The organism is Sphingomonas sp. S-NIH.Pt15_0812 (assembly GCF_003951315.1).
GTDB lineage: Bacteria > Pseudomonadota > Alphaproteobacteria > Sphingomonadales > Sphingomonadaceae > Sphingomonas.
The window spans coordinates 51,013-74,759 of sequence record NZ_QLJH01000010.1; the positions used below are offsets into that span (position 1 = coordinate 51,013).

Below are 23,747 nucleotides of genomic sequence, written 5' to 3' on the forward strand. Positions count from 1 at the left end.
GACCGGACGGCGATTTTGGTATCGCTCCCATGAGTCGGCACTATAGTCCGACAAGTCCGGACGGCAAGGGCTTTGTTGTCGCGACGAAATCGCTCATGCTGCGCAGCATCCGCAACGGCGGGCCATGGGAGAGGAGAGGGTGTCGATGGAACAATGGGAGCGGCTGGAGACGGAGCGCCATGCCCAACTGACCGTGGCGCGGACGCCGGAGTCGCAGCGGCATTTCGTCCAGCTGGTGCCGAGCGAGTTCGCGGCGGCGGCGCTGCACTATCCGATCCTGTTCACCAAGCATCCGGAGACCGGCGGCTTCTTCGCCGGCGCGATCCTGGGGGTGAAGCCCGGCGAGAATCTGTGCACCGGCGCGGACGGGCTGCTGACCGGCTATCGCCCCGCCGACCTGGAGCGGCACGGCTTCTTCCTGGTCGAAGGCGAGATCGTGATCCGTCGCGACGACCCGGTCTTCGCCGGTGCGGGCCAGCCGCTGTTCGACGCGGGGGGCGAGGCGACGCCCGCCTTCCAGCGCATCCGCCGCGCGCTCGGCCAGTTGCAGGCCGGGCTGCCCGAGACGGAAGCGCTGGTCGCGCGGCTGCTGGCGCTCAAGCTGATCGAGCCGATCGACGTCACGCTCCATTTCGACGATGGCGAGCGGCTGGTGCTCGACGGACTCTATACGGTCAGCCTGGACGCGCTGCACGAGCTGCCGGATGCCGAGGTGCTCGCCCTGTTCCGCGACGGCACGCTGCATCTGGCCTATACCCAGGCGCAGTCGGTCGGCCATCTGCGCACGCTTGCCGCGCGCCGCAACGAGCGGCTGGCGTCCGGGTTCGGCGGATGAGCGCGCCGCTGCCCAGCCTGGATGCCGCCGAGTTTCCGGATGCGGAGACGTTCCGCGCGCAAGTGATGACGGCCGGAAAACCGGTGGTGTTGCGCGGCGCGGTGGCGGATTGGCCGATGGTCGCGGCGGGGCGCAGCGCGGCCGACCTGTCCGCTTTCCTGCAAAGCCGGGATGCCGGCCGCGCGGCGGAGATGTTCGTCGGCCCGGCGGCGATCGCCGGCCGCTATCATTATGGCGAGGGCGAGGGCGGGTTCAACTTCACGCGCGAGACGCTGCCCTACCGCGCCGCCATCGACCGCATCCTCGCCACCGCCGGGCAGGAAGGGCGGCCGACGCTCTATGTCGGGTCGCTGTCGATCGACCAGTATCTGCCGGGGCTGTTGGCGGACCACCGGCTGGCCCTGGTGCCGGCGGGCGTGGCCCCGCGCATCTGGCTGGGCCATGCCGCCTCGGTCGCCTGCCATTACGACCTGTTCGACAATGTCGCCTGCGTGGTGGCCGGGCGGCGACGCTTCACCCTCTATCCGCCCGACGCGATCGGCGACCTCTATGTCGGCCCGATCGACCATACGCTGGCGGGCCAGCCGATCAGCCTGGCGGACGGCAGCGCCCCCGGCGACCCGCTCTATCCCCGGTTCGAGCAGGCGCGCGAGCGGGCGATCACGGTCGAGCTGGCGGCAGGCGACGCGCTCTACCTGCCCAAGCTCTGGTGGCACCGGGTGGAGGCGCTCGACCCCTATAACCTCTTGGTCAATTTCTGGTGGGACGGCTTCGCCAGCGGCCCCGACCAGCCCCAGGCGGCGATGCTGCTGGCGATGATCGCGCTCGCCGAGCGCCCGCCCGCCGAACGCGCGGCGTGGCGCGCCTGGTTCGACCATTATGTCTTCCGCCCCGACGGCCATCCGCTGGCGCATCTTCCGGCCGAGCGGCACGGCCTGCTGGGGCCGCTCAGGCCCGTCAATTACGGACGACTCCGCGCCCTGGTCATGCGGTTGCTCCGCGGCTGAAGGCGGACAAATTTGCCAGACAAATCTATCGAACCGGCCAGACAGGAGAGGCGCAAGATGCAAATGATCACCCGCTCGAGGCTATGGGCAGCGATGCTGTTGGGGCTCGGCCTGTCGACGCCCGGCATGGCGCAGGTCGACACCAACGCGCCGCCGGTGGTCGCCGGCGCGAAGCCGGTGACGATCGAGCGGATCAAGGTCCATGCCCCCAGCATCGAGGGCAACCTGGAGGGGGATTCGGCGGACCGCGACGTCGTCGTGATCCTGCCGCCCGGCTATGCCGCCGCGCGCCATCGCCGCTATCCCGTCGTCTATGCGCTGCACGGCTATTCGATCGGCGCGGAGCAATGGATGACCGAGATCCACGTCCCCCAGACGGTGGAGGGAGCCTTCGCGCGAGGCGCCAAGCCGATGATCCTGGTGCTGCCCGATTCGAAGACGGTGCATAATGGGTCGATGTATTCGCGATCGGTGACGACCGGCGATTTCGAGACGTTCATCGCCCGCGACCTGGTCCGCTATATCGACAGCCATTACCGCACCGTGCCGACGCGCGAGAGCCGGGGCCTCGCCGGCCATTCGATGGGGGGATATGGCACGACGCGGATCGGGATGAAGTATCCGGACGTGTTCGGCGCGATCTACATGCTCAGCCCCTGCTGCCTGTCGCCGCGCGAGACCTTCGCCGTCGATCCGGCGGTCGAGGCCAAGCTGCGCGCGTTGCGCTCGCCAGGGGAGGCGGCGACGCTCGGCTGGGGCGAGCGGGCGCAACTGGCCTCCGCCGCCGCCTGGTCGCCCAATCCCAAGGCGCCGCCGCTCTATCTCGACCTGCCGGTCAAGGAGGGCAAGGTGCAGCCCGACGTTCTGGCGCGCTGGACCGCCAATGCGCCGCTGGCGATGATCGACCAATATGCCGGCAATCTGCGCCGCTATCGCGGCATCGGCCTGGATGTCGGCGACCAGGACGGGCTGAAGGACGATGCGGTGAAGCTGCACGAGGCGCTCGACCGCTATGGCATCGCGCATCGCTTCGCCATCTATCCGGGCACGCACACCAGCAACGTGGCGCTGCGCATCCAGAACCAGGTGCTGCCCTTCTTCAGCGAGACGCTGGTCTTCCCGGCGCGGTAGATGCGTGGCGGCCGGTCCGCGCGACCCTATCGCCAGTCCAGCCGGCTGCGATCCCGGTTGTCGGCGGTCGCCCCCGGACTGTCCGCCCGCCAGCCGCCATCCTCGGTGGCGCGCAGGTAGCGATGGGTGGCGAGCGACATCAGCATCGCCCCGCCGCTCAGCGACTCCATCCACTGGAAGCTTTGCGCCGGCCCATCGGCGCGGGGGGCGAGGCGGGTGGCGCCGTCCGCCGCCACGGTCAGCGCCATGTCCCCGCGCAGCAGCGCCACCCGGCCCAGCCCCAGTCCGACGACGCGAAAGCCTTCCCCCGCGGCCGGCGCGCCGACCGGGCGGAGGCGGACCGTCCGGTCATAGGGGATGGCGGGGCGGCTTTCCGCCAGCGGCTCGGCGACGGTCACGTCCAGCATGTCCGCGACGCCGCCGGTCCGCCCGTCCCGGTTGAACGCGAACAAGCCGTAGCGGACGCCCTGGAAGGTCATCAGCTGATAGGCCATCGTCACCGGCGATCCCAGGTCGGTGAAGTGGCGACCGTCCGTCGACCAGCGATATTGCGCCTTTTCCGAGCGGAAATCGGCCGCGACCTGCAACCATAGATGCGTCGCGGCGATCGGCTGGCGCAGCGGTGCCGCACGCTGTTCGTCGCGCAGCATCAGCGCCAGGCCGCTCGCATCGCGCGCCAGTCCCGCCCAGCCATAGGGCCGGTTGAGCAGCGCCAGCCCCGCGACATCGCCCGGCTTCAGCCCCGCGCCGTCGATCTCGACCGTCGCCACCGATACCGGCCCGACCGCACGCTGGGTCAGCGTGTTGCGGGCCTGCAGGATATCGCCGGCGGGCAGCGCGGTCAGGCGCAGCGCACCGGGCCGGGCGGTCAGCGACCAGTGGCGGTCGTCGGGGACATGGTTCCACTGCCAGATCGGTTGCAGCACGGCGGCGTCGAACGAGTCGCTGCGGCGATAGGGCGCGACGATCGGCTGCACCGGCAGCTTGGGCTTCACCCAGGTGCGGGGCGTGCGGCCCAGATTGCCGGGCAGGCCGAACCACGGCCAGCCATCCTTCCACGTCACCGGCGACAGGGCGGTCAGCCGGCCGACCGAATTGCCCTCGAACATCGACCAGCCCCACCATTCGCCGGCCGGGGTCCGGACGATGCCGCCCTGGTGCAGCGACAGGCCGCCGCGCGCGGCGGGGTCGGGCGGGGTCAGGCGGAAGGGCGGCGTCGTGCCGCCGACCCGGTAGCCCGCCGTCTCGCCGAAATCCTCGTCGCGGCTGATCGCGGGGTTGACCTCCCAAGGGCCGGTGATGCGGTCGGCGCGCGCGGCGGGCATCCGGAACGGCCCGGACCATTCGGCGCTGGTGATGTAGTAGCGGCCGTCGATCTTGTAGAGGTGCGAGCCTTCGCCCATCCCCGCCCCCTTGGCGATGATGATCCGCTCGCTGCCCGGCACGATGTCGGTCAGGCGCGCGTCCAGCTCGGCCAGATGGATGTCCTGATAGCCCCAGATCACCCAGGCCTTGCCGTCGTCGTCGAACAGCACCGACAGGTCGTGGAAGCTGCGCTTCATCGCCGTGCGCGTCCACGGACCCTTGGGCGAGCGGGCGGTGAACATCTGCGTCGTCTGGCCATTCACATTGCTGAAGATGTAGAAGATGCCGTCGCGATAGCGGAAGCTGGGCGCCCAGATGCCCTTGCCATAGACATTCTGCCCGCCCTCCAGCCGATAGGCGGGGCCGAGGTCGAGCCGGTCCATCGCGTAGCTTTCGAAGGTCCAGTTCACCAGGTCGCGCGAACGCAGCACCGGCAGGCCGGGCATGGCGTGCATCGTCGTGCCGGTCAGATAGAAATCGTCGCCGACCCGGATCAGGTCGGGGTCGGAGAATTCGTCGAAGAACAGCGGATTGGTGAAGGTGCCGTCGCCATTGTCGGCGGTCCAGCCGGTCGGCTTGGGGTCGGTCCGCGCGGTCGCACCGGTCGCGAGGAGGGCCAGCGCCAGGGTGGTCCCCAGGGCCCGCAGGGCATGTCGCCGCATCATCGTTTCTCTCCCAAAATCAACGGCCTGATTTATGCGTAGCGAGGTGGGTGGCACTGGCCACCCGAATCGCGATCGTTGACAGACTTCGGTCTGACAAATACGCGGTAGCGATACCAAGAGCCAGATCATGGCCATTTGGACCCGCTTGGGAGAGAGACATGCCCCGTACCGCACGCCGCCGCGCCCCCCTGATGCCGCTGGTCGCCGCGTTGCTGGCGCAGGCCGCGCTGCCCGGCATGGCCGGGGCCGATCCGCTCGACCCCGGCGGCCGCTGGACCGCCAATGCCCGCGGGCAGGCGCCGGTGCCGCCGATGGGCTGGAACAGCTGGAACGCGTTCAACAGCGATATCGACGAGGCCAAGATCCTGGGCTCGGCGCAGACCCTGGTGTCGAGCGGCCTGGCCAAGGCGGGCTATACGCGCGTCAACATCGACGACGGCTGGTGGCTGAAGCGGCGCACGCGCGACGGACGGCTGGTGATCCGCACCGCGCAATTCCCCTCCGCCAGGGTGGCGGGCGGGCAGGCCGACGATACCAGCTTCCGCCCGCTGACCGACCGGCTGCACGCCATGGGACTGAAGGCGGGCATCTATTCGGACATGGGCCGCAACAGTTGCGGGCAGATCTACACCGCCGACTTCAAGAACCAGCCCGAGGGCAGCGTCGCCGAGCGCGAGATCGGTCTCTACGGCCATGTCGACCAGGACATCCGGCTGTTCTTCAAGGAATGGGGTTTCGACCTGATCAAGGTCGACGGGTGCGGCATCCGGGGCCTGCCCGCCGACAATCCGCGCGTGCGGTCCGGCCTGTACCGCGCCTTCCCGTCGCTGATCGACATGCAGTCGATCGGGCGGACCGATGTGGCGGCGGTGCGCGCGCTCTACACCTCGGTCGCCGATGCGCTGGAGCGCGAGCGGCCGGGCGGCGATTACCTGTTGTCGCTGTGCCTGTGGGGATCGGCCGATGTGCGCGCCTGGGGCAAGGACCTGGGCAATATCTCGCGGACCAGCGACGACATCACGCCGCATTGGGGGCGGATGCTGACCAATTTCGACACGGCGGCGCGGCGCGAACTCTATGCGCATCCCGGTTCGTGGAACGACGCGGACATGCTGTTCGTCGGCCAGGGCGATTTCGACGAAGCCCATCCGACCGAGGCCAGGTCGCATTTCGCGCTCTGGGCGATGATCAATTCGCCGCTGGTGATCGGTTACGACCTGCGCAAGCTGACGCCGGGCCTGCGGGCGATCTTCGGCAACACCGACATCATCGCGCTCAACCAGGACCCGGCCGGCAACCAGGCGGTGATCGCCTATGACAGCGACGACGTGCAGTTCCTGGTCAAGACGCTGGCCGACGGGACCAAGGGCGTCGCCTTGTTCAACCGCAGCGCGGCGCCCGCCACGGTGACGCTGAACGCCGGCCAGCTCAAATTCCGGGAGGACGCCGCGATCACGCTGACCGATTTGTGGACCCGGGCGACGACCCGCTTCACCGGCAAGCAGGATTTCACGCTCGCGCCGCACCAGACGCTGATCTTCCGCGCCAGCGGCGTGCGTCGCCTGGCGGACGGTCTGTTCCTGTCGGAGCAGCCGGGGCGGGTCAATCCGGCGGTGGACGGGGTGGTCGCGCGTCGCGCCGATCCGACCATCCATCATTCGGTCACCGCCTGGTCGGGCACCAAGGGGCCGGGCGAGCATGTGCAATATAGCGGTTGGGGCGGATCGCGCGCCGACCGCGCCGTCTTCGGCCAGGTGCTGCGCGTCGGCGGGACCGATTACGACACCGGCCTGGGCGTGCTGGCGGGATCGCGGCTGGAGGTGCGCAACACCGGCTTCCGCCGCTTCGCCGCCGAGGTCGGGATGGACGACGCCGCCGCACAGGCGCGGGGAACGCTGCGCTTCGAAATCTATGGCGACGGCAAGCTGCTCGCCAGCACCGATGGCGTGGCGTTCAACGCGGCGGCACGGCCGCTGACGGCGGACGTGGCGGGGGTGAGGATCATCGAATTGGTGACGCGCGCGACCGGCGGCTCGACCGACGACCCCGCGTCGGCGGTCTGGGCGAATGCCCGGCTGCTGCGCTGAGGACATATAGGCTGACCGATCCCCGCTGTTTCCACCCCGGCCTCCGCCGGGGCGGACGAAGGGGAAGGGCATCAGGGAGGACAAGGGCATGAAGTTCGGAACGGGCGCGGCGCTGGCCGCGATGGCGCTGATGGCGGCGGGCACGGCGGTGGCGGGCGAACCCGCGCATTTCACGCGCTTCGCCTATGAGGGCCATGCCCGCGAACAGGTGCAGCCCCGGCCCGGCGACTATCGCAACCCCATCCTGTCCGGCTATTATCCCGACCCCTCGGTGACGCGGGTCGGCGAGGATTACTACCTGGTCAATTCCTCCTTCGCGCATTTCCCCGGCATCCCGGTCTGGCATTCGAAGGATCTGGTGAACTGGACGCAGATCGGCAACGCGATCGACCGGCCCGGCCAGCTCGACTTCAGCGGACGGGGCGCGTCGGAGGCGGTGTTCGCGCCCGCCATCTCGTGGCACGACGGCACCTTCTACATCGTCAACACCTGCGTGCGGTGCAAAGGCAATTTCATCATCACCGCGCGCGACCCGGCCGGTCCCTGGTCGGACCCGATCTGGCTGCCGTTCGAGGGAATCGACCCCTCGATCTACTGGGAGGGCGACCGCGCCTATATCGTCAACAACCGCGCCCCCGCCGAGCCGCCCCGCTATGAGGGGCATCGCGCGATCTGGATCCAGGAATATGACTGGCGCAAGGGCGAGATGGTCGGCGAGAGCACGCAGCTGGTCAATGGCGGCGTCGACCTCAGCGCCAAGCCGGTGTGGATCGAGGGGCCGCACATCTTCCGGAAGGACGGCTATTACTATCTGACCGCGGCGGAGGGCGGCACCAGCGTCAACCACTCGCAGGTGGTGTTCCGGTCGAAGGACCTGCGCGGGCCGTACCAGCCCTTCGCCGGCAACCCGATCCTGACCCAGCGCGACCTGCCCGCCGACCGGCCCGATCCGATCACCTCCGCCGGCCATGCGCAGCTCGTCCAGACGCCCGGGGGCGACTGGTGGGCGACCTTCCTGGCGGTGCGGCCCTATGAGGGCGATTACTATAATATCGGGCGCGAGACCTTCCTGCTGCCGGTGACCTGGCGCGACGGCTGGCCGATCATCCTGCCGCACAAGACTTCCATCCCCTATGCCGCCGCCCGGCCGAACCTGCCCCGGGGCAAGGCGGCGGTGCCGACCAGCGGCGATTTCGCCTATGTCGACGACTTCGCCGGCGACCGGCTCGACATGCGCTGGATCGGGCTGCGCATTCCCGCCACGCCCTTCGCCCGCGTCGCGGGTGGCGAGCTGATCCTGTCGGGCGGCGCGAAGCTGGGCGACCAGGCGGGCGTGCCGGCCTTTGTCGGGCGGCGGCAGCAGCATGGCCGCGCGACCATGTCGACCACCGTACGCTTCACTCCGACCCAGGATGGCGAGCGGGCGGGGCTGGCGGCGATGCAGAGCGACCGCAACTATGCGTTCTTCGGCATCACCCGGATCGGGGGACGGCCGATGCTGGCGCTGGTGACGCGCGACATGACGGCCGATGGCGGCGAGGAACGGCAGGTCGCCACCGCGCCGCTGACCGGCACCGGCCCGGTGACGCTGACCATCCGCGCCGATGGCGGCACGCTGGCCTTCGACTATGCGGTGGGCGGTCGCACGGCCACGCTGGCCAAGGATGTCGATGCACGTTTCCTCAGCACCAAGGCGGCGGGCGGCTTTGTCGGCACGGTGGTCGGCCCGTACGTCTGGACGCGCTGAGCGGTACGTCGCGCCCCTGCCAGGGCAGGGGTGCGGGGCGGTAGGAGATGGCCTATGTGGCTTGGCTCCCGGGTTCGCAGGAGCACGGCCGAACCCCGTTTCGCGGCCTGGCGTGACCTATAATTGGTGCCCGGTCCGATCGCGCTTGGTCGCCAGATAGCGCGCATTGTGCGGGTTGGGCGGCAGCTTGTGCGGCACGCGTTCGGCGACGGTGATGCCCGCCGCCTCCAGTCCCGCGACCTTGGCGGGGTTGTTGGTCAGCAGCCGCACCGCCCGCTGTCCGAGCAGGTCGAGCATCCGCGCCGCCACGCCGAAATCGCGCGCATCGACCGCGAAGCCCAGCCGGGTGTTGGCGTCCACCGTGTCGAACCCCTGGTCCTGCAACTGATAGGCGCGCAGCTTGTTGACCAAGCCGATCCCGCGCCCCTCCTGCCGCAGATAGAGCAGCATGCCCCAGCCATGCGCCTGGATCGCGCGGATCGCGGCGTGGAGCTGCGGTCCGCAATCGCATTTCAGGCTGCCGAGCACGTCGCCCGTCAGGCACTCGCTGTGCAGGCGGATCAGGGGCGGCCGGCCATCGGGCTGGCCGATCAGCAGCGCGACATGCTCGTCCCCCGAATCGGGCGAGCGGAAGGCGACGATCTCCGCATCCTCCGCCCCCGCCACCGGCAGGCGCGCGCGGGTGGCGATTCGCAGCGGCGCGGCGCTCTGGTGCGCGGCGATGTCGTCGGCGGTGATCGCCAGCTCGACCGCCGCCTCCGCCGGACCGACGAAGAAGGCGGGCAGCAGCCCCGCGATCCGCGCCAGCCGCAGCGCGGCGGCGGCGGCCTCGGGCCGATCCAGCGGGATGGCGCGGAACGGCCCCTTGAGCGGCGTCGCCAGGTCGAGCTGCGGATCGGCCAGCGCCACCGCCGCCGCCCGGTCCAGCCAGGGGGCGGCATCGACCAGCACCGGCGAATCGGGGTCCGCCGCCGCCAGCTGGTTGGCAAGCTTCAGCGTCGCCGCGCGTCCGGCGGAGATCAGCACCGGCAGGTCGGTGCCGAACGCGCGGACGCCCTCCGCATCCGCCGTCTCCACCGACAGCAGCGTCAGGCCGTCCACCGCGATCGGCCAGCCCCGCCGGAGCGAATCGACCGCGCGCGCCGCCGCGCGGGGATCGCTCACCAGGCGAACTCGGTCATGATCGGGATATGGTCGGACGGCTTCAGCCAGCTTCGGCAATCCTCGAACACGGTATGCGACACCGCCTGGCCGGCGACACCGGCGGTCGCCCATTGATGGTCGAGCCGGCGGCCGCGATCGGAGGCCGCCCAGTCCTTGGCGCGGTAGCTCCACCAGCTGTGCAGCCGCGCGGGCGCGGGGTGGAAATGACGGCCGAGATCGACCCAGCCACCGGCGGCCTGTAGCCGGTTCAGCGCCTCCACCTCGATCGGCGTGTGGCTGACCACGCCAAGCAACTGCTTGTGGCTCCACACATCGCATTCCAGCGGCGCGATGTTGAAGTCGCCGACCAGGATCGTCGGCCCGGTCAGCGTCTCGGACCAGCGGGTCATCCGCTCCAGGAAGTCGAGCTTCTGCCCGAACTTCGGATTCACCGTGCGATCGGGCACGTCGCCGCCGGCCGGAATATAGACATTCTCCAGCCGCACCCCGTTCGGCAGCGCGACGCCGATATGCCGCGCCTCCTGGTTCGCCTGCCAGTCGAGTCGGTTGTCCTCGACGATCGGCACCTTGGACAGGATGGCGACGCCGTGATGCATCCGCTGGCCATGGAGCAGGCGATGGCCATAGCCCAGCGCGGCGAACGCCTCGTGCGGGAAGTCCTGGTCGACGACCTTGGTCTCCTGCAGGCACAATATGTCGGGGGCCGCCTCGCGCAGGAAGCGTTCGACGATGTCGATGCGAAAGCGCACCGAATTGATGTTCCAGGAGGCGATCTTCACGCGGGCGTACCTACCGGCACCGGCGGCCCAAAACAAGAAAGGCCCTCGTTCCGGGGGCATGGAACGAGGGCCGACTCAGCGTTGGTCACGCAGGCGGGATGAGGGTGATCGTCCAGGCAACAGGGGGAAATCCCGGAGCGCCCCGCATCCGCAAGACCGTCTTTAGGACAGCGAACCTGTCGCCCGGATGAATGAAGGGTCCATAATGAAACCATTCACCGCAAAAGGATTATTGTTCCGATAAATCACCGGTTGGTCCGGCGCGGGTCGTTCCAGCGAAACGCGTTGGCGGCGATCGGTGCGCCGTACCGCTGATTCGAAAGGCGCACGGTGGTGCGGTTGTTCTGGCTGTCGAGCGCGACCCAGCCCTGGAGCGTCAGTCCCGCCGGGGCGGCCGGGTCGCGCGCGAAGACCATCGTGATCCGGCCATATTCGGGATGCTTGGGATCGCGCGCCTCGACCGACAGCAGCCGGTCGTCGCCCGGCACCACGCGGGCGAATTGCGACAGGTCGCGGCTGGGATCGAGCAGCACGCCGAGCGGCGAGTTGCGGATCGGCCAGCGCTGCACCTGCCGCACCGAATAGTCGATGAAGGTCAGGGCGCCGCCCTCCGCCACGATCAGCAGCGGCACGCCCTTCTGGTACTGGAAGCGGATATTGCCCGGCTGCTTCCAGGTCAGCGTACCGGTCAGCACCTTGCCGGCGCGGTCGGTCTGGGTGAAGTCGGCGGTCATGGTGGTGACGCCGCGCAGATAGCGCTGCACCGAGGCCAGGTCGTTTCCTTGCGCGAACGCCGGGGCCGGCGCCGCCATGGCGATGGCGGCGACAGGGGCGAGCAGGGCGGAACGGATCATCGTCATCTCCTTGGGGGAACGCCATCGCGCTGCCGGGTTGAACGGGTGGTGAATCCCGGCGTCCGGCATGTCTGGGGAAACGCGGCGAAGAATTGGAACAAGCCGGTGCTCCTGCGAAGGCAGGAGCCCAGGGCCAAGCCAAACAATGCCGGCTGGAGTGCGGAACCCTGGGCTCCTGCCTTCGCAGGAGCACAAGGGGATTTCACGGACATCGGAACCACAACTTGCCGGAAGGGGGAAGTCGGACCCAACGCCGCACCCCCGCATCGGTTCAGATCGCGTGGCCCTCGGCATCGCGCAGCACCTCGCGCCGGCCGACATGGTCGGGGCGGCCGACGATGCCGTCCTTCTCCATCCGCTCGATCAGCCGCGCCGCCGAGTTGTAGCCGATCCGCAACTGGCGCTGGAGCCAGGAGGTCGACGCCTTCTGCGACTCGCAGACCAGTTGGATCGCGGCGCGATATTGCTGGTCCTCGGCCGAATCCTCGCCGGTCGGCGCACCGTCCAGCGCGAAGCTCTCCGCCGGCTCCTCGGTGACCGAGGAGATATAGTCGGGCTGGCCCTGCGAGCGCCAATGGTCGGCGACCAGCCGCACCTCGTCGTCCGAGGTGAAGGGGCCGTGGACGCGCACGATGCCCTTGCCGCCGGGCATGTAGAGCATGTCGCCGCGTCCCAGCAGCTGCTCCGCGCCCTGTTCGCCCAGGATGGTGCGCGAATCGATCTTGCTGGTGACGTGGAAGGAGATGCGCGTCGGCAAATTCGCCTTGATGACGCCGGTGATGACGTCGACCGAGGGGCGCTGCGTCGCCATGATCAGGTGGATGCCGGCGGCGCGCGCCTTCTGCGCCAGCCGCTGGATCAGGAACTCGACCTCCTTGCCGGCGGTCATCATCAGGTCGGCCAGCTCGTCGACGATCACCACGATCTGCGGCAGCACGTCGAACTCCAGCTTCTCCTCCTCATAGACCGGCGCGCCGGTGTCGGGATGATAGCCGGTCTGGACGCGGCGGCCGAGCGGCTGGCCCTTGGCCTTGGCGGCGCGGACCTTCTCGTTGAAGCCCGCCAGGCTGCGCACGCCGACCGAGGACATCTGCCGATAGCGGTCCTCCATCGTCTCCACCGCCCATTTGAGGGCACGGACCGCCTTGGCCGGGTCGGTGACGACCGGCGACAGCAGGTGCGGGATGTCGTCGTACATGCTGAGTTCCAGCATCTTCGGATCGATCATGATCATCCGGCACTGGCTGGGCGTCAGGCGGTAGAGCAGCGACAGGATCATGCAGTTGAGGCCCACCGACTTGCCCGAGCCGGTGGTGCCCGCGACCAGCAGGTGCGGCATCGGCGCCAGGTCGGTGATGACCGGATCGCCGGCGATGTTCTTGCCCAGGATGATCGGCAGCTGCGCGCTCTGGTCCTCGAAGGTCTGGCTGCCGACCAGTTCGTGGAACGACACCGCCTCGCGCTTGGCGTTGGGCAGTTCGATGCCGATGACGTTGCGGCCGGGGATGACCGCGACGCGGGCGGAAATGGCGCTCATGTTGCGGGCGATGTCGTCGGCCAGCGCGATGACGCGGCTGGCCTTGATGCCGGGGGCCGGCTCCAGCTCGTACATGGTCACGACCGGGCCGGGCCGCACCTCGATGATGTTGCCCTTCACGTGGAAGTCGTCGAGCACCGTCTCCAGCAGCCGGGCGTTGCGCTCCAGCGCCGCCTTGTCGATCGCGCCCGTATTGGACGGCGGGGCGGGGATCAGCAGGTCGAGCCCAGGCAGCGTGTAATCGTCGCGCTGTTCCGCGCCCTGCCGGCGCGCCGGGGCGACGACGGGCGCGACCTGGCGGTCGGCGATGACGGGGGCGGGGCGGGGCTCGGTCTCCTCCACGGCGGGCCGGGGCGCGCCCATCCGGCGCGACGGCGGGGCCTGGACCTCCTCCTCCTCGTCCGCATAGCCATCGTCGTCGCCGTCATCGGCATCGTCCAGCGCCGTATCGGTGCCACCGGCGATACGCAGGCGCGGCCGGCGCAGCCGCCAGCGCCGCTCGCCCCGGTCCAGCTCCAGGCTGCGCGCCCAGATCACCACGCCGATCAGCGCCAGCACCACGCCGACGCCGCGCGCGCCCCACAGTTCGACCGGCGGATTCTGCGTCAGCCCCAGCAGCGAATGCACCGCCCCCGCGACGCCCAGGCCGACCACCCCGCCCCAGCCGGCCGGCAGCGCCATCACCGCCGAATCGGAGACGAAGGCAAGCGCGCAGGCCATCAGCGCCGCCCCCACGCCCGCGCCGCGCAGCATCCGGCCCCATTGGCCGACCGGCCGGTCGCGCCACAGCCGCGATCCGATGATCGGCCCGACCGGCAGCAGCAGCGCCACCGCCGGCCCGAAGGCGGTCAGCAACAAGTCCGACATCCAGGCGCCCGGATAGCCCAGCAGGTTGATCGGCGCGCCGCCCGAGGCGGTGTTGATCGCCGGATCGCTGGCATGATAGCTCGCCAGCGCCAGTGCCAGCATCGTCGTCGCGGCGAAGACCGCCACTGCGGTGATCAGCGCGCCCGAGCGCACCGCGCCCGCCTTCACCGTCTCCCGCCACAAGACCGGCTGCGCCTGGCTCGCCATCCCAACTACCCCGAAATTTCGCGAAAATCTGCGGGCGGAGTCATCGGCTTTCGCGTTTGTGTCGTCAAGCCGGCCGCCCGTTGGCAGCGGCGGACGACAAGACTAGGACGGACGGATGGAAAACAGCGCGAACCAAGGCTCTTCCCCTGACCGGGGCCCCCGCGACGCGAGCAGCGACGTCATCATCCTGGGCGGCGGCCTGGTCGGTGCGACGCTGGCGCTGGCGCTGGGTGCGCACGGCCTGACCGCGACGGTGATCGACCCGGCCGACCCGGCGGTGACGCTGGCCCCCGGCTTCGACGGCCGCGCCTCCGCCATCGCCAGCGCCAGCGGGCGGATGCTCGACGCGATCGGCATCGGCGCGACGCTGGCGGGCCAGGGCTGCGCGATCCGCCACATCCGGGTCAGCGACGGGCTGAAACCCGGCAAGCTCGACTTCATCCCCGATGCCGATGACGGCGCGCTCGGCACCATGTACGAGAACAAGCTGATCCGCCGCGCGCTGTTCGACGCCGCGACGGCGGCGGCCGGCGTCGATTTGCGGATGAAGACGCGCGCCGTCTCCACCGAGCGGACGGCGACGGGCGTCGTCGCGACGCTGGACGACGGCACGACCGTGCGCGCGCCCCTGCTGATCGCGGCGGAGGGACGCAACTCGCCGACCCGCGCGGCCGCGGGCATCCGCATCGCGCAATGGCGCTACGACCATAGCGCGATCGTCGGCGCGTTCCATCACGAGCGGAGCCACGAGGATGTGGCCTACGAGATCTTCTACCCGGCCGGCCCGTTCGCGCTGCTGCCGCTGCCCGACGACGCGATCGGCCATCGCTCGGCGATCGTTTGGTCGGTCGCGGCGGAGCATGGGCCGGGGCTGATGAAACTGTCCAATCGCGGCTTCCTGGCGGAGGCGGAGGCGCGGATGGGCGGGTTCCTGGGCCGGCTGTCCGCGCCGTCGCCGCGCGGGGCCTATCCGCTCGGCTTCCACCATGCGGCGACGATCGTCGCGGACCGGCTGGTGCTGGTCGGCGACGCGGCGCACGGCATCCATCCGATCGCCGGGCAGGGACTCAATCTCGGCCTGCGCGACGTCGCGGCGCTGACCGAGGTGCTGGTCGAGGGCAAGCGGCTGGGCCTGGACCTGGGCGACGCGCAACTGCTCGCCCGCTATGGCCGGTGGCGCGGGCTCGACACGCTGGCGGTGGCGGGCGCGACCGACATCCTGACCCGCCTGTTCGGCATCCGGGGCGAGACGGCGAGCGCGATCCGCCGCTTCGGCATCTCGGCGGTCGATTCGATCCGCCCGCTCAAGAACCGCTTCATGGCCGAGGCGCGCGGCGAGACGGGGCAATTGCCCAAGCTGTTGCAGGGGCTGACGGTCTGAGGGTGGCGGTGGACGCGGGACGCGATCGGTCGAGGTTCTTGCACGACGGCCCCTCCCCCCTCGCGGTCCACCCCGGCGGAGGCCGGGGTCCAGTTACGGAACGATGGTGATAGCCTGTCAGCGTCCCCCAACTGGACCCCGGCCTTCGCCGGGGTGGGGTGGTGGGTGCAACGAGACATTGGTCATTCCAGGGTTGGTCGCCGCATCTCCAATCCAAGCGACCTGCCGACCGGAGCCTTGCGCTTGCACGACCTGACCTTTCACGGCGGCCGGCTGGACGTGGCGGCGCAGCGTTACCCGGATGCGCCGCGCCCGTGGATCGACCTGTCGACGGGCCTCAATCCCTTTGCCTGGGATGCCGCATCCGTGCCGATCGACTGGCGCGCGCTGCCAAGCGACGCGGCGCGGCAGGCGCTGGAGACCGCCGCCGCCGCCGCCTTCGGCGCGGCGCATCTGCCGGTCGCGGCGGTGCCGGGCAGCGAGGCGGCGCTTCATGCGCTGGCCGGGCTCGACCTGCCGCGCCCCTTCAAGATCATCGGCCCCGGCTATCGCGGGCATGGCGCGGCGCTGCCCGGCGCGCGCATGGTCGCGGCCGAGGCGCTGGAGGCGGCGGCGGCGGCCGGCGGTACGCTGCTGCTCGCCAATCCCAACAATCCCGATGGCCGCCGCCTGCCCCCCGAACGGCTGCGGTCGGTCGCCACGCTGCTGGCGGCGAAGGGCGGGCTGCTGATCGTCGACGAGGCGTTCGCCGATGCCGTGCCGGGGACCAGCCTGCTGCCGTCCTCGCGCGCCGACGACCCGGTGCTGGTGCTGCGCTCCTTCGGCAAGTTCTACGGGCTGGCGGGGTTGCGGCTCGGCTTCGTGCTGGGGCCGGATCGCCATGTCGCGGCGCTGGCGGCCAGGATGGGAAGCTGGCCCGTCTCCGCCGCCGCGATCGCGATCGGCACCGCCGCCTATCGCGACCGTCACTGGCCGGCCATGACCGTCGCGCGACTGGAGGCGGCCGGCGCGCGGCTCGATGCGCTGCTGCGCCGCCACGATCTGGAGCCGATCGGCGACTGCCCGTTGTTCCGGCTGGTCGAGAGCGAACGGGTGCCCGCGCTGTTCGACCGGCTGGCGCGGGCGGGCATCCTCACCCGCCCCTTTGCCGAGGATGCGCGGCGGCTGCGCTTCGGCCTGCCGGGCGGGGCGGCGGCCTGGGACCGGCTGGCGGCGGTGCTGGCCGATGGCTGAACCGGTCGCGCTCGCCGCGCTGGTGGGGGAGGCGGCGCTCGGCTGGCCGGCCTGGCTCTATGCGCGGATCGGCCATCCGGTCGGCGGCTTCGCCCGGCTGATCCAGCGATGCGAGCGGCGCTGGAACCGGGCGGAGCGGCCCGAGGCCCGGCGGCGTGCCGGCGGGGTCGCGACCATCGCGCTGGTCGTCGCGGCCGGCGCGGGCGGTGGCTGGATCGCGCAGACGCTGGCGTTGCACATGGTCGGCTGGATCGGCGTGGCGCTGCTCGCCGTGCCGGGGATGGCGCAGCGCAGCCTGGACGATCATGTCCGCCCCGTCGCCGCCGCGCTGGAGGCGGGCGACCTGGCGGCGGCGCGCATCGCGGTGGGCCGGATCGTCGGTCGCGACGTGGCCGCGCTCGATACGGCCGGCGTCGCCCGCGCCGCGATCGAGAGCCTGGCGGAAAGCTTCTGCGACGGTGTCGCCGCGCCGCTCTTCTGGCTGCTGCTCGGCGGGCTGCCGGGGCTGTGGGCCTATAAGGGCGTCAACACCGCCGACAGCCTGATCGGCCATTACGAGCCGCGCTGGCGGGCGTTCGGCTGGGCGGCGGCGCGGCTGGACGATGTCGCCAACTGGGTGCCGGCGCGTCTGGCGGGGGCGCTGATCGCTCTGTGCGGCGGCGGCGGTTGGCGGACGATGGGGCGCGACGCCCGCCGCCACGCCTCGCCCAATGCCGGCTGGACCGAGGCGGCGATGGCGGGGGCGCTCGACCTGCGGCTCGCCGGCCCGGTCGCCTATGACGGCGTGGTGACGGACAAGCCGTGGATCGGTTCCGGCCGCACCGAGCTGACCGCGCGCGACGTGCGGCGGGCCCTGTGGCTCTATCGCCGCGCGTGCGTGGCCTTGTGGATCGTGGCAGGGGGGATCGCATGGCGGCTGTGATGATCCAGGGCACCGGCTCCGATGTCGGCAAGTCGGTGCTGGTCGCTGGCCTGTGCCGCGCGCTCGCCAATCGCGGCCTGCGGGTCCGGCCGTTCAAGCCGCAGAACATGTCGAACAACGCCGCCGTCACCGCGGATGGCGGCGAGATCGGTCGTGCCCAGGCGACGCAGGCGATGGCGGCACGCGTCGCCCCCAGCGTCGATATGAACCCGGTGCTGCTCAAGCCCCAGGGCGACCGCACCTCGCAACTGGTGGTGCGCGGGCAGGTGCGCGGGATATTGGCGGCGGCGCGCTGGCGCGAGGGGCGCGAGGGGCTGCTCGACGAGGTGCTCGCCAGCTATCGCCGGCTGGCGGCCGACAGCGACATCGTCATGGTCGAAGGGGCGGGATCGCCGGCCGAGATCAACCTGCGCGGCGGCGACATCGCCAATATGGGCTTCGCGCGCGCGGCCGGCGTGCCGGTGCTGCTGGTCGGCGATATCGACCGGGGCGGGGTGATCGCGTCGCTGGTCGGCACGCGCGCGGTGATCGACCCGGCGGACGCGGCGATGATCCACGGCTTCCTGGTCAACAAGTTCCGGGGCGACCCGGCGCTGTTCGCGGACGGCTATCGCGCGATCGCGGAGCGGACCGGCTGGCGCGGCTATGGCGTCGTGCCCTGGCTGGCGGAGGCGCACCGCCTGCCGAGCGAGGATGCGGTGGTGCTGCAACGGCCCGGTCCCATGGCCGGCGAGCGGGTGGTGATCGCCTGCCCGATCACCCGGCATATCGCCAATTTCGACGATCTCGATCCGCTGCGGCTGGAGCCGGGCGTGGAACTGGTGATGGTGCCACCGGGCCGGCCGATCCCGCGCGACGCGGCGCTGATCGTGCTGCCGGGGTCGAAGGCGACGATCGCCGACCTCGCCTTCCTGCGCGAACAGGGTTGGGACATCGATATCCGCGCGCATCACCGCGCGGGTCGGCCGGTGCTGGGGCTCTGCGGCGGATACCAGATGCTGGGGCACAGCGTCGCCGATCCGCTGGGGCTGGAGGGGCCGCCGGGCACCGCATCGGGGCTGGGGCTGCTGGCGGTCGATACGGTGCTGGGCGGCGACAAGCGGCTGGCGCAGGTCACGGGCACGGCGCTGGGCGCGGCGTTCGCCGGCTATGAAATCCATCTCGGCCGCACCGCGGGGCCGGACGGCGCGCGGCCGCTGACCCAGATGGCGGACGGCCGGGCGGAGGGGGCGGTCAGCGCCGACGGGCTGGTCAGCGGCAGCTATGTCCATGGCCTGTTCGGCCTGGCGGCGCAGCGCGCGGCGTGGCTGGCGCGGCTGGGGGTGTCGGCGCAGGGGCCGGATCACCGGGCCGCGATCGACGTCGCGCTCGACGCGATCGCCGCGACGCTGGAGCGGCATGTCGACCTCGACGCGCTGATCGCCCTGTCGCGGACCGCTAGGCCGCGATGACCAGCGCCAGGAGCAGCAGCGTCTCGACCGTCTCGATCCCCGCGCCATGCGCGTCGCCGGTGACGCCGCCGATCCGCCGTTTCAGATAGAGCCCCCAGAGCAGGATCAGCAACGGCGCGGCGAACAGGCCCGGCCGCACCAGCCCGAAGCCGAGCAGCGCCAGCCCCCAGCCTACCAGATCGCGCATCCGCACGCCGGCCGCGATGCCCGCGCCCAGCCCCGGCTTCAACGGCGGCAGCCAGCGCGCCCAGGCGAGCGGCCCGCATCGCGCCGCCACCGGCACCAGGACCAGCGCCGGCCATGCTGTAGGGCCGAGCGCATGGAGCAGCACCAGCTTGGCGAGCAGTTGCAACTGGATCGCCACGGTGCCGAAGCTGCCGATATGCGGATCGGCCATCACCGCCAGCAATCGCGTCCGGTCGCCATGCGCCGCGCCCAGGCCATCGACCAGGTCGGCCAGCCCGTCGAGATGCAGCGCCCCGGTCAGGCCGGTCCACAGCGCAAGCGCCGCGAGCGCCCCCAGCCACGGATCGACCCGCGCGCCCACCATCGCGCCGCCCGCGACCGCCAGCCCGACCAGCAGCCCCGCGACCGGAAACCAGCGCACCGCCGCCGCCCGCGCGCCCGCATCCGCCGCGACGCGCGGCACCGGCAGTCGCGTGCAGAAGCCGATCGCCAGCCACAGGGGCGTCATCGGCAGGGCCGCATAGGCAAGACGCCTGCCCGGTATCTCCTCCCCTCCCACCCCGGCGAAGGCCGGGGTCCAGTTGGGGGACGCTGGCAAGGGGTCACGATCGCTCCGTAACTGGACCCCGGCCGCCGCCGGGGTGGAGGGTCCATAGTGGGAAGGGCCTAATCAAAGGATCGGAGCCAGAGCTATCCCCTTGCTGCATCCTCACGCCGCCAGCCCGACGATCCGCGCCATCGGCGGTGCATCCCGCGCCATGCCCGGCCACAGGTCGAGCGACAGCCGCGCCGCATAGGGCAGGTCGAACGCCCAGGCTTGGTGCGCGTCGAGGCCGCATCCCACCGCCAGCGCCGCGCGCATCGCGCCGCCATGGGTGACGACCAGCGCCGCGTCCCCCGCGCGGGTCAGATCGGCCAGCGCGGCGCCCACCCGCCGGCACAAGGCGGACCAGCACTCGCCGCCCGGCGGCGGGCAGGCGTCCGGATCGGCATGGAATCGATCCAGGGCCTCGCGGTCGCACGCATCGGGCCGGCATCCGTCCCAGGCGCCGAAATCCAGCTCGCGCCAGCGCGGATCGATCGCGACGGGACGCTCGCCGCCGATCGCGCGGGCGCAGTCGAGCGCGCGCACCAGGTCCGAACTGTGCAGCGCGACGTCCCCAACATCCAGCGCCGCGATCCGGCACGCCGCGATCCCCGCCGCCGTGACGCCCGCATCGGTGCGCCCCAGCAGCCGGCCGGGCTGGTCCGGCGCGCCGTGGCGGAGCAGATGCACGCGCACCGGCCGGCTCATTCGCTCGCGACGCCCGCCTCGGCGAAGGTCGCCATCTCGTCATGCGCGGCGAGCGCGGCGCGGACGATCCCCGCCGCCACCGCCGCGCCGCTGCCCTCGCCCAGCCGCAGGCCGAGCGCCAGCAGCGGCTCCAGCCCCAGATGGCGGAGCAGCCGCTGGTGCCCCGGCTCGGCGGAGACATGGCCGGCCAGGCAATGGTCGACGATGCGCGGTTGCCAGCGGGCGAGCGGGGCGAGCGCGGCGCTCGCGATGAAGCCGTCGAGCAGCACCGGCACGCGCGCATGGCGCGCCGCCAGCATCGCGCCGGCCATCGCCGCGATCTCGCGCCCGCCCAGCCGGCGCAAACCCTCGAACGCCGAGACGCAGTCGCCCCGGTGCCGGTCGAGCGCCCGGTCGATCAGCGCGCGCTTGGCGGCCAGGGCCTCGCCCGCCACGCCGGTGCCCGGACCCGCCCAGTCGCCGGCATTGCCGCCGAAGCTGGCGGCGCAGAGCGCGGCGGCGGGGGTGGAGTTGCCGATCCCCATCTCGCCCGGCAGGATCAGGTCCAGCCCCGCCTCCACCGAAGCCGCGCCCAGGTTGAGCGCATCGAGGCATTCGGCCTCGCTCATCGCGACCGTCTCCGCGATGTCGCCGGTCGGGCGATCGAGATCGATCGCGACGACGCGCAACTCCAACCCGGCGGCACGCGCCAGCGCGTTGATCGCGGCGCCGCCGGCGTCGAAATTGCCGACCATCTGCGCGGTCACTTCCGGCGGGAAGGCGCTGACGCCGCGCGCGGCGATGCCGTGATTGCCGGCGAAGATCGCGACCCGGCCACGGTCCAGCCGGGGCCGGTCGTGGCCCTGCCACCCGGCCAGGAACAGCGCGATGTCCTCCAGCCGGCCGAGCGAACCGGCGGGCTTGGTGAGTTGCGCCTGCCGATCCCGCGCGGCGGCGACGGCGCGGGCATCCGGTCCGGGCAGGTCGGCGAGCGCGGCGGCGAAGGCGGCCGGCGTGTCGAGGCGGATCATGCGACCAGCGCCCCGGCGGGCGGCGTACGGGCGATGAAGTGGCCCTTCACCCCCTCCGGCCAGTCGCGATAGGGCACCTGGCCCGCCGCGCTGTCGGCATAGCGGGCGGCATAGTCGAGGATCGCGCGCGCCGCCTCTTCGTCGGGCGTAAACCGACCCAGGATATAGCCGACCTTGCCCTCCGCCCGCAGATGCACGGTGCAGAACTCCGTACAGGCGAACAGGCAGGGCATGGCATGGACGGCGACGCCGGCATAGGCGGGGTCCGCGGCTTGGAGCCGGGTCAGTTCCGCGGCCAGCATCGCGCCGCCGCGCCGGCCGGCGCCATCGTCGCGGTCGTCCTTCGAGAAGCGGCAGGCGTTGCAGGCGATGACGGCGGGGCCGTCGGCGACGGGCAGGATGTCCATCAGAATTCGATTCCTTGCTGCGCCTTGATGCCGCCCCGGAACGGATGCTTCACCGCCGTCATCTCGGTGACCAGGTCGGCGGCCTCGATCAGGGCGGGGGGCGCGTTGCGGCCGGTGACGACGACATGTTTCATGGGGGCACGCGCGGTCAGCACCGCCAGCACCTCGTCCAGCGGCAGATAGTCGTAGCGCAGCACGATGTTCAGCTCGTCCGCGACCACCAGCGCGACGTCCGGATCGGCGATCAGCCGGACGACTTCGTCCCAAGCGGTGCGCGCGGTGGCGATGTCGCGGGCACGGTCCTGCGTGTCCCAGGTGAAGCCCTCGCCCATCGGGCGGAAGCTGACCAGGTCGGGAAAGGCGTCGAAGATCGCGCGTTCGCCGGTCGCCATCGCGCCCTTGACGAACTGGACGACGCCGACCTTCATCCCATGGCCCATGGCGCGCACCGCCATGCCGAAGGCGGCGGTCGACTTGCCCTTGCCGGGGCCGGTATGGACGATCAGCAGGCCCTTCTCGCCGGTGCGGCTCTCCATCATGTCGCGGCGCGCGGCCTGGATGCGCTGCATCTTGGCGCGGTGCAGGTCGTTGCGGGCGGTGTCGTCGGTCATGCCGGTCGGGCCTGCAACAGACGCTCGGCGCCGCGGCCGAACAGGTCCGCCATCGCCAGCCAGAACACCCCCTGCACCGCCAGCGACGCGAGGCGGAAGCGCCAGAGCAGGCTGGCCGGGAAGCCGGCGGGGACCTCGTCGATAGGCGGCAGCAGCCACGCCGCCAGCGCGATCAGCAGCGCATAGAGCGCACCGGCCGCCAGCAGCCGGTCGGGCGCGGTCAGCCGCGCGGCCAGACGCTGCCACAGGAGCAGCGACCCGGCGGCGGCGACCAGCGACCAGGCGATCAGGGCGAAACAGGTGGCGGTGCGCAGCCGCACCGTCTCGTGCAGACCCACGGCCGGCGGATTGGGCGGATAGACCAGGGCCGGCACCAGCCCGATCGCGACGAAGCCGGCGAGACCCAGCAGCAGCGCCAGTCCGCGCGGACTCGCCCGACCGACCCGGCCCCGCATCCCGGCGAACAGGATGGCGAAGACGCCGCCCAGGGCCGCGCCATAGACCAGCATCGCGGTATAGAGGCCATAGGTCTTCTGGGTCGCGCGGCTGACCAGCTCGACCTCCTCGCCGCCCATATGATGGGCGGAGCGCGCGGCCTCGAAGGCGATGGCGGCGTCGATCGACGGTTCGGCGAACAGCAGCGCGACGGTAGCGGCGACGAACGCGCCGACCAGTCCGGCGAGCATACCCCGCCAGAGGAGAGATGGAGTCATCGAAGACCCTCCCGCTCGAATGTCAGATGGCCGGGGATCGCCCGGCCGCAGGCGTCAGTGGCAGGGAAAGCCGAGCAGGTGCCGGCCGTCATGCACATATTCGTGCACCATCATCCCCTTGAACAGCGCGAACGCGCCCTGCTCGGTGCTGACGAAATAGAGCAGGACCACCGCCACCAGCGCCGCGAACACCGCCCAGGGGGCGATTTCGGCCAGCGGGATGGGGCGGGGGATGGGATGGGTTGCCGGAATGGCGGCGGTGGTGCCGGTCATGGTCACGAAGCTCCTGCCGGG

The 23,747-nt window shown here is 71.2% G+C and carries 21 protein-coding genes; 9 read left to right on the plus strand and 12 right to left on the minus strand.

All coding sequences use genetic code 11. The features are described from left to right. Positions 1-145 precede the first annotated feature (145 nt). From BRX43_RS08660 to BRX43_RS08670, 3 genes are read left to right on the plus strand one after another with little or no spacing between them, the layout of a single operon-like run. Positions 146-835, plus strand: coding sequence for a SapC family protein (locus BRX43_RS08660; RefSeq protein WP_125994527.1), 690 nt, complete (start codon positions 146-148; stop codon positions 833-835). Next, on the plus strand, positions 832-1,842 hold the full coding sequence (locus BRX43_RS08665; RefSeq protein ID WP_125994450.1) for a cupin-like domain-containing protein: 1,011 nt from the start codon (positions 832-834) through the stop codon (positions 1,840-1,842). Before BRX43_RS08660 ends, BRX43_RS08665 begins: the two co-directional genes overlap by 4 nt. A gap of 57 nt (positions 1,843-1,899) precedes the next feature. After that, positions 1,900-2,973, plus strand: coding sequence for an alpha/beta fold hydrolase (locus BRX43_RS08670; protein ID WP_125994451.1), 1,074 nt, complete (start codon positions 1,900-1,902; stop codon positions 2,971-2,973). 26 nt (positions 2,974-2,999) lie between these two features. Here BRX43_RS08670 and BRX43_RS08675 read toward each other — a convergent pair whose 3' ends face one another. Continuing rightward, entirely contained in the window at positions 3,000-5,003 is a 2,004-nt protein-coding gene (locus BRX43_RS08675; RefSeq protein WP_206433161.1) for a glycoside hydrolase 43 family protein, read from the minus strand. Between the two features lie 191 nt (positions 5,004-5,194). On the opposite strand from BRX43_RS08675, the gene BRX43_RS08680 reads away from it, so the two are divergent. Continuing rightward, positions 5,195-7,090, plus strand: coding sequence for an NPCBM/NEW2 domain-containing protein (locus BRX43_RS08680; RefSeq protein WP_125994529.1), 1,896 nt, complete (start codon positions 5,195-5,197; stop codon positions 7,088-7,090). A gap of 88 nt (positions 7,091-7,178) precedes the next feature. Further along, positions 7,179-8,837 carry a glycoside hydrolase family 43 protein gene (locus tag BRX43_RS08685; RefSeq protein ID WP_125994452.1) on the plus strand — a complete coding sequence of 553 codons (1,659 nt, stop codon included), beginning with the start codon at positions 7,179-7,181 and terminating at the stop codon, positions 8,835-8,837. 117 nt (positions 8,838-8,954) lie between these two features. Here BRX43_RS08685 and ribA read toward each other — a convergent pair whose 3' ends face one another. From ribA to BRX43_RS08705, 4 genes are all read right to left on the minus strand, one after another. Continuing rightward, the gene (ribA, locus tag BRX43_RS08690) at positions 8,955-10,001 is read right to left on the minus strand and encodes a GTP cyclohydrolase II (protein ID WP_241214864.1); all 1,047 of its coding nucleotides are present in this window, start codon (positions 9,999-10,001) and stop codon (positions 8,955-8,957) included. Continuing rightward, complete coding sequence (locus BRX43_RS08695) at positions 9,998-10,780, minus strand: exodeoxyribonuclease III (RefSeq protein WP_125994454.1); 783 nt, start codon at positions 10,778-10,780, stop codon at positions 9,998-10,000. Before BRX43_RS08695 ends, ribA begins: the two co-directional genes overlap by 4 nt. 245 nt (positions 10,781-11,025) lie before the next feature. After that, on the minus strand, positions 11,026-11,640 hold the full coding sequence (locus tag BRX43_RS08700; RefSeq protein WP_125994455.1) for an outer membrane lipoprotein carrier protein LolA: 615 nt from the start codon (positions 11,638-11,640) through the stop codon (positions 11,026-11,028). 265 nt (positions 11,641-11,905) lie between these two features. Then, positions 11,906-14,245, minus strand: a complete 2,340-nt coding sequence (locus BRX43_RS08705; RefSeq protein ID WP_125994456.1) for a DNA translocase FtsK 4TM domain-containing protein — start codon at positions 14,243-14,245, stop codon at positions 11,906-11,908. A 115-nt stretch (positions 14,246-14,360) separates the two neighbouring features. On the opposite strand from BRX43_RS08705, the gene BRX43_RS08710 reads away from it, so the two are divergent. From BRX43_RS08710 to BRX43_RS08725, 4 genes are all read left to right on the plus strand, one after another. Further along, on the plus strand, positions 14,361-15,626 hold the full coding sequence (locus BRX43_RS08710; RefSeq protein ID WP_125994457.1) for a UbiH/UbiF/VisC/COQ6 family ubiquinone biosynthesis hydroxylase: 1,266 nt from the start codon (positions 14,361-14,363) through the stop codon (positions 15,624-15,626). A gap of 243 nt (positions 15,627-15,869) precedes the next feature. Then, positions 15,870-16,859, plus strand: a complete 990-nt coding sequence (locus BRX43_RS08715) for an aminotransferase class I/II-fold pyridoxal phosphate-dependent enzyme (protein ID WP_125994458.1) — start codon at positions 15,870-15,872, stop codon at positions 16,857-16,859. Continuing rightward, complete coding sequence (gene cbiB, locus BRX43_RS08720) at positions 16,852-17,781, plus strand: adenosylcobinamide-phosphate synthase CbiB (protein ID WP_125994459.1); 930 nt, start codon at positions 16,852-16,854, stop codon at positions 17,779-17,781. The genes BRX43_RS08715 and cbiB overlap by 8 nt, the downstream gene beginning before the upstream one ends. Further along, the gene (locus BRX43_RS08725) at positions 17,769-19,232 is read left to right on the plus strand and encodes a cobyric acid synthase (protein ID WP_125994460.1); all 1,464 of its coding nucleotides are present in this window, start codon (positions 17,769-17,771) and stop codon (positions 19,230-19,232) included. The genes cbiB and BRX43_RS08725 overlap by 13 nt, the downstream gene beginning before the upstream one ends. On the opposite strand, the gene cobS is transcribed toward BRX43_RS08725, so the two are convergent. From cobS to BRX43_RS08760, 7 genes are all read right to left on the minus strand, one after another. Continuing rightward, on the minus strand, positions 19,219-19,926 hold the full coding sequence (cobS, locus tag BRX43_RS08730) for an adenosylcobinamide-GDP ribazoletransferase (RefSeq protein ID WP_125994530.1): 708 nt from the start codon (positions 19,924-19,926) through the stop codon (positions 19,219-19,221). The genes BRX43_RS08725 and cobS overlap by 14 nt on opposite strands. A 201-nt stretch (positions 19,927-20,127) precedes the next feature. Beyond that, on the minus strand, positions 20,128-20,712 hold the full coding sequence (locus BRX43_RS08735; protein WP_125994461.1) for a histidine phosphatase family protein: 585 nt from the start codon (positions 20,710-20,712) through the stop codon (positions 20,128-20,130). Then, complete coding sequence (gene cobT / locus BRX43_RS08740) at positions 20,709-21,722, minus strand: nicotinate-nucleotide--dimethylbenzimidazole phosphoribosyltransferase (RefSeq protein ID WP_125994462.1); 1,014 nt, start codon at positions 21,720-21,722, stop codon at positions 20,709-20,711. The genes BRX43_RS08735 and cobT overlap by 4 nt, the downstream gene beginning before the upstream one ends. After that, positions 21,719-22,129, minus strand: a complete 411-nt coding sequence (locus tag BRX43_RS08745; protein WP_125994463.1) for a DUF1636 domain-containing protein — start codon at positions 22,127-22,129, stop codon at positions 21,719-21,721. Before BRX43_RS08745 ends, cobT begins: the two co-directional genes overlap by 4 nt. Then, entirely contained in the window at positions 22,129-22,740 is a 612-nt protein-coding gene (cobO, locus tag BRX43_RS08750; RefSeq protein WP_125994464.1) for a cob(I)yrinic acid a,c-diamide adenosyltransferase, read from the minus strand. Before cobO ends, BRX43_RS08745 begins: the two co-directional genes overlap by 1 nt. Beyond that, positions 22,737-23,453, minus strand: coding sequence for a CbtA family protein (locus tag BRX43_RS08755; RefSeq protein WP_125994465.1), 717 nt, complete (start codon positions 23,451-23,453; stop codon positions 22,737-22,739). The genes cobO and BRX43_RS08755 overlap by 4 nt, the downstream gene beginning before the upstream one ends. 54 nt (positions 23,454-23,507) lie before the next feature. Beyond that, a complete protein-coding gene (locus tag BRX43_RS08760; protein WP_125994466.1) occupies positions 23,508-23,726 on the minus strand; it encodes a CbtB-domain containing protein in 219 nt (72 codons plus the stop codon). Positions 23,727-23,747: the final 21 nt, after the last annotated feature.